Below are 13357 nucleotides of genomic sequence, written 5' to 3' on the forward strand. Positions count from 1 at the left end.
CGCTCCCTCAACCCCGCAAGATCATCGCGCCCAACGGCCACGGTCCTCGTAACTCCCACTGATCGCGGGTGTTGCGAGGACCGTTAGAACCCAAGGTTCGTGCGGGGCCCCTCCGTTTCTTCCGGCGCCCCGGCCGGCAGGAGGAGACGCCCCCCTTGCGGGCGGGGCGCACCCGCCGGCACCGGCCCGTCCGTACGACGAAGGGCCCCCGCTCCGGCTCGGAGCGGGGGCCCTTCGTGCTGCTCGGTGCTGCGCGGGTCAGCGCCAGCTGTGCGGGGCGCGGAAGCCCGACTGGCGTTCCAGGCGTCGCCATCCGGCCGTGGAGCGGCCGTGGTGGGCGGCGGCCGGCTCGGGCTGTGCGGCGGCGCGGGCGAGGAGGACCGCGGTGATGGCGGCGAGCTCCTCGGGGTCGGCCTGGCCCTTCTCGACGCGGAGGAGGTTGTTGGTGGCAGTGGTCACGTGGATGACTCCTCTTACTGAGGCGGGTTGCCGTGCTTGCGGGACGGCAGGTCGGCGTGCTTGGTGCGGAGCATCGCGAGGGACCTGATGAGTACCTGGCGGGTGTCGGCGGGGTCGATGACGTCGTCGACCAGGCCGCGCTCGGCCGCGTAGTACGGGTGCATCAGCTCGGCCTTGTACTCCTTGACCATGCGGGCGCGCATGGCGTCGGGGTCCTCGGCCTCCGCGATCTGCTTGCGGAAGATCACGTTGGCGGCGCCCTCGGCGCCCATGACCGCGATTTCGTTGGTGGGCCAGGCGTACGTCAGGTCGGCGCCGATGGACTGCGAGTCCATGACGATGTAGGCGCCGCCGTAAGCCTTGCGCAGGATCAGGGAGATCCGGGGCACGGTCGCGTTGCAGTACGCGTACAGCAGCTTCGCGCCGTGCCTGATGATTCCACCGTGCTCCTGGTCGACGCCGGGAAGGAAGCCGGGGACGTCCAGAAGGGTGATGATCGGGATGTTGAAGGCGTCGCACATCTGCACGAAGCGGGCGGCCTTCTCGGAGGCCTCGATGTCGAGGACGCCGGCCAGCGACTGGGGCTGGTTGGCGACGATGCCGACGACCTGGCCGTCGAGCCGCGCCAGGGCGCAGATGATGTTGCGGGCCCAGCGCTCGTGGACCTCCAGGTAGTCGCCGTCGTCGACGAGCTCCTCGATGACCTTGTGCATGTCGTACGGACGGTTGCCGTCGGCGGGCACCAGGTCCAGCAGGACGTCGGAGCGGCGGTCGGCGGGGTCCTCGGAGGCGACGGTCGGCGGGTTCTCGCGGTTGTTCTGCGGGAGCATCGACAGGAGGTAGCGGACCTCGGCGATGCAGGTCTCCTCGTCGTCGTACGCGAAGTGCGCGACGCCCGAGGTCTCGGCGTGGACGTCGGCGCCGCCGAGGCCGTTCTGGGTGATCTCCTCGCCGGTGACGGCCTTGACGACGTCGGGGCCGGTGATGAACATCTGCGAGGTCTCGCGGACCATGAAGACGAAGTCGGTGAGGGCAGGGCTGTAGGCCGCGCCGCCGGCGCACGGGCCGAGCATCACCGAGATCTGCGGGATGACGCCGGACGCCCTGGTGTTGCGCTGGAAGATGCCGCCGTACCCGGCCAGGGCGCTGACGCCCTCCTGGATGCGGGCCCCGGCACCGTCGTTGAGGGAGACCAGCGGGGCACCGGCCGCGATGGCCATGTCCATGATCTTGTGGATCTTGGTGGCGTGCGCCTCGCCGAGGGCACCGCCGAAGATCCGGAAGTCGTGCGCGTAGACGAAGACGGTGCGGCCCTCGACGGTGCCCCAGCCGGTGATGACGCCGTCGGTGTAGGGCTTCTTCGCCTCCAGGCCGAAGCCCTGGGCGCGGTGCCGGCGTAGCTGCTCGACCTCGTTGAAGGAACCAGGGTCGAGCAGCAGCTCGATGCGCTCGCGCGCGGTCAGCTTGCCCTTCGCATGCTGGGCCTCGGTCGCGCGGTCACTCGGGCCGCGCAGCGCCTGCTCGCGCAGGACGTGCAGCTCGGCCACACGGCCACGGGCGTCAGCGGGCTCGCTCGGGATCTGGTCCACAACGGTCATGTGACGACCCTACGAAGTCAGACAAGAAAACCCCGCCGTCGACTCCGTACAGTCTCGCGTGTCGAATCCTGGTGGGGCCGGACAGAACGCGGACCCGGTCAGAGTGAGTCAACAGTCAGACACCCCCCGTGTTTATGGGGTTCCCACATAGACCTGGGGGAGACCCCTGCATCCGCGGGTCGCGCCGCGCCCTCCGGGAGGGCGATCCGCGGGCGCAGCGCGGTTCCGGCGGCGAGCACCTCCACCGGGGCCCTGGCGGAGCGCCCTCCGGGCCGGATGGCTCCCGGCCGACCCCCGCACCCCTCCCGCTCGGGAGGGCCCGGGCGGCATGCGCAACGAGGTGGCGGCGTCGCGGGGTCCCGCGCGCCCGAGAGGGGTTCGAGAGCCCTCTCGATGGATGTTGAATATTGAACGGAATAGGGCTACAGTCGTTCTCGTTGAAGGTTCAACAAACACCGACAAGGAGCATGTCATGGGTTTCTTCGGCCGCAAGAACAACGAGTCCGCCGTCGCCACCGCCACCCTTCCGGTCGACCCGGCCCTGGCCGCCCTGACCGGCGACTACACCATTGACCCCGCGCACAGCAGCATCGGCTTCACCGTCCGCCACGCCATGGTCACCAACGTCCGCGGCACCTTCGCCGAGCACGAGGGCGCGCTGAAGCTCGACGGCTCGAACCCCGGCGCCTCCACCGCCTCCATCGACGTCAAGATCGCCTCCGTCGACACGGGCATCGGCGACCGCGACGGCCACCTGCGCAGCGGCGACTTCTTCGACGCCGAGCAGTTCCCGCTGATGAGCTTCCGCTCCACGAGCGCCGAACAGCTCGGCGGCGACAAGTACCGGATCACCGGCGACCTCACCATCAAGGACGTCACCAAGCCGCTCTCCATCGACCTGGAGTTCAACGGCAGCGCCACCGACGTCTACGGCAACGAGCGCGTCGGCTTCGAGGGCTCCGCCGAGATCCTCCGCTCCGCGTGGGGACTGACCTGGAACGCAGCCCTGGAGACCGGTGGCGTGATGGTCAGCGACAAGGTGAAGTTGAACTTCGACATCTCCGCGATCAAGAACGCCGCCTGACCTCCTCCGGCCGCCTCCGGCCACCGGACACACGAGCGCGCCCGCCCTCCGCGACCACGGAAGGCGGGCGCTCGGCGTCGTGGACGCCCGGCTCCGCGGCGCCCTCGACGTCGACCGGGGCGGGCCGGTCGCCCCGGACCCGGCGGGTCCGGACATGGCGCCGAAGCGGCGGCGGGTGCGGCCGTGCGCGGGGGCGCAGGTCGACTCGGCTGTCAGTGGGGGCCACTAGCGTCGCCCCCATGGAATTGCGTATCGACAGCGCCGTGTTGGCCGATGCCGTGGCCTGGGCCGCGCGGGTCCTGCCGGCCCGTTCTCCGATGCCCGTCCTCGGCGGCCTGCTCCTGGAGGCTACGGACGGCGGGCTGCGCGTCTCGGGCCTCGACCACGAGGCCTCGGCCCGCATCGAGGTCGAGGCCGACACGGTCGTCGAGGGCCGGGCGCTGGTCCTCGGCCGGCGGCTCCTCGACATCTGCAAGGTGCTCCCCCGGGGCCGCACCGGGCTCACCGTGGAGGGCGCCCGCCTCTCGGTGGCCTCCGGTGACGCCCGCTTCGGCCTCTCCCTGCTCCCCCTCGACGACTACCCCGCCGCGCCCGAGCTGCCCGGGATCATCGGCCTGGTGGACGGGGACGCCTTCGCCACCGCGGTCGGCCAGGTCGCCGTGGCGGCGGGCCGGGACGACTCGCTGCCCGTCCTCACCGGGACGAGGCTCGCCCTGGACGGCACCACGATGACGCTGGCCGCCACCGACCGCTACCGGTACGCGGTCCGCACCCTGAGCTGGAAGCCCGAGGGCGACGGGGCCACGGGGGTCGCCGACGTGGTCGTCCCGACCCGCCGCCTCACCGAAATGGCCCGCTCCCTCGCCGGGACCGGCACGGCACGCCTCGCGCTCGGCTCGGGCTCCCTCGGCTTCGAGGGAGCCGGCACCCGCACCACGACCCGGCTGCTCGACGGGCAGCTGCCCCGCCACGACAAGCTCTTCGCCCTCGGCGCCCCCTCTCTCGCGGTCACCGAGCGGGCCCCGCTGGCGGAGGCCGTCAAGCGGGTCGCGGTCGTGGCAGAGGGCGACGGTCCGGTCCAGTTGGCCTTCTCCCCCACGAGCCTCCACCTCCGCGCGGGCTGCGAGGACGACGTGGCCTCCCAGCTCCTCCCCGCCGCCCTCACCGGTGCCGAGTCTCTGACCGTCGCCTTCAACCCGGGCTACCTCCTGGACGCGCTGGGCTCGCTGGACTCGCCCGAGGTCCACTTCCACCTCCTGGGCCCCGGTCAGCGCGCCCTGTTGACGGACGGCCCGGACGCCACCCACCGCCATCTGCTGATGTCGGTGAAGCCGTCGCCCTGATCGGGGGCGGCCCCCCGCGGTCCGGGCCCGAGGCGCTCCCCGTGCGGGGCACCGGGCCCAGCGGCCCCTCGCGTCAGAAACCCCCGCCGTCGAATCCACCGCCGCCGCCGCCGAAGTCCCCGCCGCCGAATCCACCGCCGAAGTCGTTCGACCCGAAGCCGGACGAGTCGAACTCGGCACCGGAGAAGTCGCCGCCCTGGAAGCCCTCGAAGTCGGTGCCGCCGTACTCGGAGGCGTAGGCGGGGCTGGAGAGCATGGAGCCGAGCATGGTGCCCATGAGGAGGCCGGGGAGCATCCCGCCGCCGAAATAGCCACCTGCCCAGGGGCCGTAGGCGGGGCCGGCCTCCCAGTAGGGCCGGCGCCCGGTGTCCGTGTCGACGGTGCGGGCGGCGGGGTCGAGGCCGTCGTCCAGACGGGAGGCATCGGCGGCGCAGACGGGGACCTCTCGGGGGGCGCCGCCGCTCGGGGTCCAGGTCCGGTCGTCGACGGCGGGGCCGTGACGGGGGTCGAAGAAGCACGGGGGCCGGCGCTCCGGAAGCGGTCGGGACTCCCGGCGGGCGGCGAGGACGGCGAGGGAGAAGCGCCCGTCCTCCAGGGCTCGGGTGACCTCGCGGACCTCGTGCGGGCGGGCCACCGCCCCCATGAGGGACTTGGACCGGTCGTACGAGTCGAGGGCGCGTTCGTAGTCGCCGCGCATGGCGTCGTCGGCGCCGGCCTCGGCCGGGTGGAAGTCCAGGCGCTCCAGTTCCTCGCCGAAGGCGGTGATGTCCTCGTCCACGACCACCCGGAGCCGGTCGAGGGCGGCGCGCTCCTCGGCCTCCTTGCGGAGCCGGTTGCGCCGCACCACCGCGTAGGCACCGGCGCCACTGACGGCGAGGACCGATCCGAGCGTCACGAGTGCGGCGACCGGAACCCCGGAGTCCGTACCGACGGAACCCCAGGAGGCGGGGGCGGAACCGCGGAGGGTGGGCAGGGCCTGATCGGCGAAGTCGTTCAGCTCGGTGGCGGCATCGACGCCCGGCTGGCGCACGGCGGTGACGAGGTTCTGCACGGCCTGCTCGGACATCACCGAGGGGTCGGCGCCCGCGTTGAAGCCGTCGCCGAGGCGGATCGCGTACAGGCCGGTGATCCCGGTCCGGGTCCGCAGGTCCTGCAGCAGCCCTTCTGGCGGGAACTGCTCGTTCGCCGGCAGCACCGCCATGAAGAGCGGTTTGTTCGCGTCCTTGATCTTCTGCGCGAGCGCGTCCGCATCGGCCCGGGAGAGTTGGTCGGCGGCGCCGGGGTCGACGTACACCGGGCCCTGTTTGAGGGCGGCGGCCACGTCGGGGACGCCCGTGGCCCTGGCGACCGCGAGGGGCGCCAGGGCCAGGAGCAGGAGGAGTACCAGCCCGCCGAGGGCCGACCCCGTGGACATCGCCCTGGTCCTCATGAGGTGAAGCTACCCACATCCGGGCAAAACACGCATAACCGGACGGTACGAGGTCACTCCGCGGGGTCCACACCGGCCCGCAGCAGACCGTAGGTGAAGGCGTCCTCCAGGGCCTGCCAGGACGCCGCGATGACGTTCTCGGCGACGCCGACCGTGGACCACTCGGCGTTGCCGTCGCTCGTGGTGACCAGGACGCGGGTCGTGGACTCGGTCCCGTGGCGTCCCTCCAGGATGCGGACCTTGTAGTCGACCAGCTCGAACTTGGCGAGCTGCGGGTAGATCCGCTCCAGGGCCACCCGCATCGCCCGGTCCAGGGCGTTGACCGGACCGTTGCCCTCCGCCGTGGCGACGATCCGCTCGCCCTTGGCCCACAGCTTGACGGTGGCCTCGTTGGCGTGGGTTCCGTCCGGACGGTCCTCGACGATCGCGCGCCAGGACTCCGTGCGGAAGTAACGACGGGCCCGCCCCTCGGCCTCCTCGCGGAGCAACAGCTCGAAGGAGGCGTCCGCGGCCTCATAGGTGTAGCCCTTGAGCTCGCGCTCCTTGACCCGCTCCACGACCCGGCCGATGAGTTCCCGGTCGTCGCCCAGGTCGACGCCGAGCTCCTTGCCCTTGAGCTCGATGGAGGCACGGCCGGCCATGTCGGAGACGAGCATCCGCATGGTGTTGCCGACCAGCTCGGGGTCGATGTGCTGGTAGAGGTCGGGGTCGACCTTGATCGCGGAGGCGTGCAGACCGGCCTTGTGGGCGAAGGCGGAGACGCCGACGTACGGCTGGTGGGTGGAGGGGGTCAGGTTGACGACCTCGGCGATGGCGTGGGAGATGCGGGTCATCTCCGCGAGGGCGCCCCCGGGCAGCACCCTCTTGCCGTACTTGAGCTCGAGGGCCGCGACGACGGGGAAGAGGTTGGCGTTGCCGACCCGCTCTCCGTAGCCGTTGGCGGTGCACTGGACGTGGGTGGCGCCCGCGTCGACGGCGGCGAGGGTGTTGGCGACGGCGCAGCCCGTGTCGTCCTGGGCGTGGATGCCGAGGCGGGCACCGGTGTCGGCGATGACGGTCGAGACGACCGCCTGGACCTGGGCGGGAAGCATGCCGCCGTTGGTGTCGCAGAGGATGACGACGTCGGCACCGGCCTCGTGCGCGGCGCGGACCACCGCCTTGGCGTAGTCCGGGTTCGCCTTGTAGCCGTCGAAGAAGTGCTCGCAGTCGACGAAGACCCGACGCCCCTGGGAGGTCAGGTGGGAGACGGTGTCCCGGACCATCTCCAGGTTCTCGTCGAGGGTGGTACGCAGGGCGAGTTCCACGTGCCGGTCGTGCGACTTGGCGACGAGCGTGATCACCGGGGCACCGGAGTCGAGGAGCGCCTTGACCTGCGGGTCCTCGGCGGCCTTGCCGCCCGCCCGACGGGTGGCACCGAAGGCGACGAGGCGTGCGTGCTTGAACGCGATCTCCTGCCGGGCGCGGGCGAAGAACTCCGTGTCGCGCGGGTTGGCGCCGGGCCAGCCGCCCTCGATGAAGCCCACGCCGAACTCGTCGAGGTGCCGGGCGATGGTCAGCTTGTCCGCGACGGTGAGGTTGATGCCTTCACGCTGCGCCCCGTCGCGCAGCGTCGTGTCGAAGACGTGGAAGCTGTCGTCGGGGCGGGGGCCCTCGGCGTTCTCCGTGGTCATGGCTGTGATGGCTCCTGTCGGATGTGGGTCCGGAAGGTATGGATCCACTTGCCCCCATTCTCACGCGCCGTCCGTTTCCGGCACGGGTGGGGCCGGAAAACGAAAAAACCCCTCGCGGGTGCGAGAGGTCTGCGCGCGGGTCTGGGGCACGGTGTCCACTGCCGCGGGGTTGTTCCGCGATTCAGTGGCCACTGCGGACCGGCGCGCCGCTGCCGATAATCATCGTGGTAGCGAGCACGCCGGAAGTCTGTCACAGGTCGGACGCGACCGGGACGGCGGTCTCACGATACGGGCAGACGATCTCGCCCCCGGCCGACCGGATCGCGCCCCGCGGCACCCACCCGGGACAGGTCGGCGTCCCGGGTCTCCCGCATCGTGAGGTAGACGACCAGGGACACGGCGGAACAACCCGCCACGTACCAGAAGAAACCCGACTCGACCCCGGCGTCCTTGAACCAGAGGGCCACGTACTCGGCGGTGCCGCCGAAGAGGGCGTTGGCGACCGCGTACGGGAGGGCCACGCCGAGGGCGCGGACGCCGGTCGGGAAGAGCTCGGCCTTCACACAGGCGTTGATCGAGGTGTAGCCGGTGACGACCACGAGGGCGAGGAGGGAGAGGCCGAGGGCCGGCCAGAAGGAGCCCGCGTGCCGCAGCATCGTCATGATCGGCACGGTGAGGAGGGTCGAGCCGGCCGCGAAGGCGACGAGGAGCGGACGGCGGCCGATCCGGTCGGAGAGCCGGCCGGCGAGCGGCTGGAGGCAGGCGAAGACGGCCAGGGCACAGAAGGAGACCAGGGTCGCGGTCTGTTTCGGGAGCCCGGCGGAGTTCGCGAGGTACTTGGTGAGGTAGGTGGTGTACGTGTAGTACGCCACGGTCCCGCCCATGGTGAGCGCGAGGACGAGGAAGGCCTCCCGCCGGTGCGCCCACAGCGCCCGGAGGGTGCCCTGTCGACCGGGAGCGACGCCGCGCCCGGCGGCCTCCTCGTACACCTCGGTCTCCAGCATGGTGCGGCGCAGGTAGAAGACGACGGCGGCGCCGAGGGCTCCGACCGCGAACGGGACGCGCCAGCCCCAGGAGTGCAGGGCCCCGGCGGAAAGGGTGTGTTGGAGGGCCAGCAGCAGACCGAGCCCGAAGAGCTGGCCGACGGTCATCGACACGTACTGGAAGCTGGACGCGAAGCCGCGGTGGCGCGGCGCGGACGCCTCGGTGAGGTAGGTCGCGCTGGCCGCGTACTCGCCGCCGACGGAGAGGCCCTGGAGGAGGCGGGCGACCAGGAGGACGACGGCGCCGCCGTAGCCCGCGACGGCGTAGGTCGGCGCGGCGGCGATCAGGACGGCGGAGGCCGACATCAGGGTGACGGTCAGAGTGAGCGCCGTCTTGCGCCCCTTCCGGTCGCCGACCCGGCCGAGGAGCCAACCGCCGACGGGGCGCATGAAGAAGCCGACGGCGAAGATGCCGGCGGTGTTCATCAGCTTGGCGGTTTCGTTTCCCTCGGGGAAGAAGGCGCCCGCGAAGTAGGGGGCGAAGCTGGCGTAGACGAACCAGTCGAACCACTCGACCGCATTGCCCGCGGAGCCGGCCCAGATCTTCTTCCCGTGCTCTCGTCCCATGGGCAGGACGGTGCCGGACCGCTTCCGCGGGCCACAAGGCCGTGCCGGCAACGATCGGGAGTACTTGCGTGCCTTATGGTCGCGAGAGCAGTGTTTCGGTGATGAACTCGCCCACGTGGTCGAGGACTTGGTCCCTTCCGGTGCCGGGGATGCCGACAGCGACGTGCACGCTGAAACCGTCGAGCAGGGCGCGCATCCGGGTGGCGAAGCGGTCGGGGTCGACCGCCCGGAACTCCCCGCGGGACACCCCTTCGGCGAGGATCGCCACGAGGTCCCGGTGCCAGGCGCCTTCGATGGCGGCCTGCCGGGCGCGGGCGTCGCCATCGGCGTTCTGGGACCGGTTCCAGACCTCCAACCAGAGCGTCCAGTGCGGATCGCGGGGCCCTTGGGGCACGTACACGTCGACGTAGCCGTCGAGCCGGTCCCGCGCCGTCCCGGGACGGGACAGCAGGGCACTCCGCTCGGCACCGAGTCGCCCCTCGCTCCACTCCAGGGTCTGCAGCAGCAGCTCGTCCTTGGTGCGGAAGTAGTACAGCAGGTGCCCGCTGCTCATCCCCACCTGCCGGCCCAGGCCGGCCATGGTGAGCCCGTCGAGCCCGCGCTCGGCGATGGTGTCCATGGCCGCGGCGAGCACGTCCTCCCGGGGCGGGGCTGCCTGGTGGCGACGGCGGGGGTGGGACCGCGGGCTGCTGCTCTGACTCACCCGTATGTTCTACCCCACCCCGCCGTCGCGCTCAGACCCGCGGCTGCTGCTGCGTGATGCAGTGGATGCCGCCGCCGCCCGCGAAGATCGTGCGGGCGTCGACCAGGACGACCTCGCGCTCAGGGAAGAGCCGGCGGAAGATCTCGGCGGCCAGCTCGTCGTGGGGGTCGTCGAAGGCGCACAGGACGACGCCGCCGTTGCACAGGTAGTGGTTGATGTACGAGTAGTCGACCCAGTCGCCCTCCTCGTCCTTGAGCACGGTCGGGGCCGGGACCTCGACGACCTCCAGCGGCCGGCCCTGGGCATCGGTCTGGCCGCGCAGGACGTTCACGTACATCCGGGAGCGCTCGTAGTCGGGGTGGGTCGGGTCCTGCTGGCTGTGGACCAGGACGGTGCCGGGACGGGCGAAGGCGGCGACGATGTCGACGTGGCCCTGGGTGCCGTAGAGGCCGTAGTCACCGGCGAGGCCGTGCGGGAGCCAGATCGCCTTGGTCGTGCCGAGCCGCGCGTGGACCTCCTTCTCGACCTGCTCGCGCGTCCACTCGGGGTTGCGGCCGGCACCGAGCTGGACGGTGTCGGTCAACAGCACCGTGCCCTCGCCGTCGACGTGGATCGCACCGCCCTCGTTCACCAGCGGGGAGGACAGCACGGGGACCCCCGCGACGTCCGCGACGTGCCGGGCGATCTTGGAGTCGTGTTCCCAGCGGGCCCAGTCCTGGGCGCCCCAGCCGTTGAAGACCCAGTCCACCGCAGCGAGCTCGGTGCCGTCCGTGACGAAGGTCGGCCCGATGTCCCGCATCCAGGCGTCGTCGAGCTCGCGCTCCACGAGGTCGACGTCCGCGCCGAGGAGTTCCCGGGCCGACGCGGCGTCGCCGGGGGCGACGACCATCGTCACCGGCTCGAAGCGGCGGACGGCACGGGCCACCGCCGCCCAGGCCGTACGGGCCTCGGTGAGCTCCTCCTCGTTGGTGAAGGTGGGGTTGGGGCTGGGCCAGGCCATCCAGGTGCGCTCGTGCGGCGTCCACTCGGCGGGCATGCGGAAGGTCATGGGTCACGTCCTAGAGGAAGTAGAGGCGGTTGAGGGAGATGGACTCGGCTGCCTCGGAGCGGATCGGGGAACCGTCGAGCGAGACGAGGCCCGTCCGGCCGTCGACCTGCACGTCACCGACGCGGGAGTTGAGCCGCAGGTCGGCGGGGCCGATGCCGCGCGTGCCGCGCACGGCGACCCGACGGCGGCGGGTCGGCATGGCGTCGGATCCGAGGTCGACGGCGGCCTGCGCGACGAAGGCGACGGAGATGTCGGCGGCCGTGGCCCCGTGGGCACCGAACTGCGGCCCGAGGACGAGCGGCTCGCAGGTGTCGGTGGCGGCGTTCGGATCGCCCACGACCCCGTACGCGGGGAAGCCGGACTTCAGCACCAGCTGCGGCTTGGCGCCGAAGAACTCGGGCCGCCACAGCACGACGTCGGCGAGCTTCCCGACCTCGATCGAACCGATCTCGTGGGCGAGGCCGTGGGCGATCGCCGGGTTGATGGTGAGCTTGGCCATGTAGCGCAGGACGCGCGCGTTGTCGTCGTGCGCGCCGTCGCCCTCCAGCGGGCCCAGTTCGGCCTTCATCTTCCCGGCCATGGCGAAGGTCCGGCGTACGGTCTCGCCGGCCCTTCCCATCCCCTGTGCGTCGGAGGAGGTGATCCCGATCGCACCGAGGTCGTGCAGGACGTCCTCCGCTCCCATCGTCCCGGCCCGGATCCGGTCGCGCGCCATCGCCGCGTCACCGGGCAGGTCGGTCTTCAGGTCGTGGACGGAGACGATCATCCCGTAGTGCTCGGCGACCGCGTCGCGGCCGAAGGGCAGGGTCGGGTTGGTGGAGGAGCCGATGACGTTCGGCACGCCCGCCATCTTCAGGACGTTGGGGACGTGTCCGCCGCCGCAGCCCTCGATGTGGAAGGCGTGGATCGTACGGCCCTCCAGGACGCGGAGGGTGTCCTCCACGGACAGGCACTCGTTCAGGCCGTCGCTGTGCAGCGCCACCTGGACGTCGTGCTCCTCGGCCACCCTGAGGGCCGTGTCCAGGGCACGGGTGTGGGCGCCCATGTCCTCGTGGACCTTGAAGCCGGACGCCCCGCCCTCGGCGAGCGCCTCGACGAGGGGCGCCGGGTCCGAGGACGAACCCCGGGCGAGGAAGCCGATGTTGACCGGCCATGCGTCGAAGGCGTTGAAGGCGTGCTTGAGGGCCCAGGGCGAGTTGACGCCGACGCCCCACACCGGGCCGAACTCCTGGCCGATGACCGTGGTGACGCCGCTCGCGAGCGAGGCCTCCATGATCCGGGGGGAGAGCAGGTGGACGTGGGTGTCGACGGCTCCCGCGGTGGCGATGAGGCCCTCGCCGGAGACGATGGAGGTGCCGGTGCCGACGACCACGTCGACGCCGTCGAGGGTGTCGGGGTTGCCGGCGCGCCCGATGGCGTGGATGCGGCCCTCGCGGATGCCGACGGAGACCTTGCGGATGCCCTGCACGGCGTCGATCACCAGGACGTTGCTGATGACCACGTCACAGGTCTCGCGGACGGCGGCGGCCTTGAGGTGGAGCCCGTCGCGGGCGGTCTTGCCGAAGCCGGCGAGGAACTCGTCGCCGGGCTTCTGGGAGTCCGACTCGACCCGGACGACGAGCCCTGAGTCGCCCAGGACGATGCGGTCGCCGGCGCGGGGGCCGTGCACGGATGCGTACTCGTAGGGGTCCATCAGTCGTCCTCGATTCCCAGGTAGCCGCACGCCCGCGCCCTGCGCAGGGCTTCTTCCTTGGCGCCGGGCGCGTCCAGCGGGCCGTCGACCAGGCCCGCGAAGCCGATGGCGACGCGGGCGCCGCCGATCGGCAGGAGTCCCACCTCGGCCTCGCCGCCCGGGTCGAAGCGGAAGGAGGCACCGGCCGGGATGGCCAGGCGCATGCCGTAGGCGGCGGCGCGGTCGAAGTCGAGGCGCGGGTTCGCCTCGAAGAAGTGGAAGTGCGAGGTCACGCTGACGGGCACGGTGGCGGTGTTCCGCACGCTCAGCCGGACGGCGGGTTCCGGCTCTGGGTGCTCGGGCCCGGGCAGCAGTGCGCCCGGCGCCCCGTCCCCCAGGGCGCCTCCGCCGATCGGGTCGGAGACGACGGCGAGCCGCGAGCCGTCGTCGAAGACGGCCTCGACGTGGACCTCGGTGACCACGTCGGCGACGCCGGGCAGGACGTCGTCAGGACCGAGGACGGAGCGGGCCGCTTCGATCGCCTCGGCGAGTCGCTTGCCGTCGCGGGCCGCCTCACAGACGGTGTCAGCGATGAGCGCGGTCGCCTCGGGGACGTTGAGCCGCAGGCCGCGGGCCCGTCGGGCGCGGGCGAGCTCGGCGGCACCGAAGAGGAGCAGCCGGTCGCGTTCCGTGGGGGTCAGTCTCACTCCCCAAACACCTCCTGCAATTGCGACACGTTTG

The 13357-nt window shown here is 71.8% G+C and carries 11 protein-coding genes; 2 read left to right on the top strand and 9 right to left on the bottom strand.

Going from position 1 to position 13357, the window contains the following annotated elements; genetic code table 11:
* Positions 1-258: 258 nt before the first annotated feature.
* Positions 259-459: an acyl-CoA carboxylase subunit epsilon gene (locus tag ACFW2Y_RS11045; protein WP_384876465.1), complete on the bottom strand. Its 201-nt coding sequence runs from the start codon at positions 457-459 to the stop codon at positions 259-261.
* 14 nt (positions 460-473) lie between these two features.
* Positions 474-2057 carry an acyl-CoA carboxylase subunit beta gene (locus ACFW2Y_RS11050; protein WP_384876467.1) on the bottom strand — a complete coding sequence of 528 codons (1584 nt, stop codon included), beginning with the start codon at positions 2055-2057 and terminating at the stop codon, positions 474-476.
* Between the two features lie 472 nt (positions 2058-2529).
* Here ACFW2Y_RS11050 and ACFW2Y_RS11055 point away from each other — a divergent pair, with 472 nt between their 5' ends.
* Complete coding sequence (locus ACFW2Y_RS11055) at positions 2530-3141, top strand: YceI family protein (protein ID WP_384876469.1); 612 nt, start codon at positions 2530-2532, stop codon at positions 3139-3141.
* Between the two features lie 239 nt (positions 3142-3380).
* Positions 3381-4484: a DNA polymerase III subunit beta gene (gene dnaN, locus ACFW2Y_RS11060; RefSeq protein ID WP_384876471.1), complete on the top strand. Its 1104-nt coding sequence runs from the start codon at positions 3381-3383 to the stop codon at positions 4482-4484.
* A gap of 73 nt (positions 4485-4557) precedes the next feature.
* Here the strand turns inward: dnaN and ACFW2Y_RS11065 are convergent, their stop codons facing one another.
* The 7 genes from ACFW2Y_RS11065 to ureA all read right to left on the bottom strand — a co-directional run bounded on the left by ACFW2Y_RS11065 (position 4558) and on the right by ureA (position 13323).
* On the bottom strand, positions 4558-5913 hold the full coding sequence (locus tag ACFW2Y_RS11065) for a hypothetical protein (protein ID WP_384876474.1): 1356 nt from the start codon (positions 5911-5913) through the stop codon (positions 4558-4560).
* Between the two features lie 53 nt (positions 5914-5966).
* Positions 5967-7583, bottom strand: a complete 1617-nt coding sequence (gene cimA / locus ACFW2Y_RS11070) for a citramalate synthase (protein WP_384876476.1) — start codon at positions 7581-7583, stop codon at positions 5967-5969.
* A gap of 281 nt (positions 7584-7864) precedes the next feature.
* Positions 7865-9193, bottom strand: a complete 1329-nt coding sequence (locus tag ACFW2Y_RS11075; RefSeq protein ID WP_384876478.1) for an MFS transporter — start codon at positions 9191-9193, stop codon at positions 7865-7867.
* 73 nt (positions 9194-9266) lie between these two features.
* Entirely contained in the window at positions 9267-9812 is a 546-nt protein-coding gene (locus tag ACFW2Y_RS11080) for a TetR/AcrR family transcriptional regulator (protein WP_384876543.1), read from the bottom strand.
* Positions 9813-9927: 115 nt separating this feature from the next.
* Entirely contained in the window at positions 9928-10944 is a 1017-nt protein-coding gene (locus ACFW2Y_RS11085; RefSeq protein ID WP_384876480.1) for an agmatine/peptidylarginine deiminase, read from the bottom strand.
* A 10-nt stretch (positions 10945-10954) separates the two neighbouring features.
* Positions 10955-12637: an urease subunit alpha gene (locus ACFW2Y_RS11090; RefSeq protein WP_384876482.1), complete on the bottom strand. Its 1683-nt coding sequence runs from the start codon at positions 12635-12637 to the stop codon at positions 10955-10957.
* Positions 12637-13323 carry an urease subunit gamma gene (ureA, locus tag ACFW2Y_RS11095; RefSeq protein WP_384876484.1) on the bottom strand — a complete coding sequence of 229 codons (687 nt, stop codon included), beginning with the start codon at positions 13321-13323 and terminating at the stop codon, positions 12637-12639. Before ureA ends, ACFW2Y_RS11090 begins: the two co-directional genes overlap by 1 nt.
* Between the last annotated feature and the right edge of the window lie 34 nt (positions 13324-13357).

The organism is Streptomyces sp. NPDC058877 (assembly GCF_042742855.1).
In the GTDB taxonomy this organism is placed as follows: Bacteria; Actinomycetota; Actinomycetes; order Streptomycetales; family Streptomycetaceae; genus Streptomyces.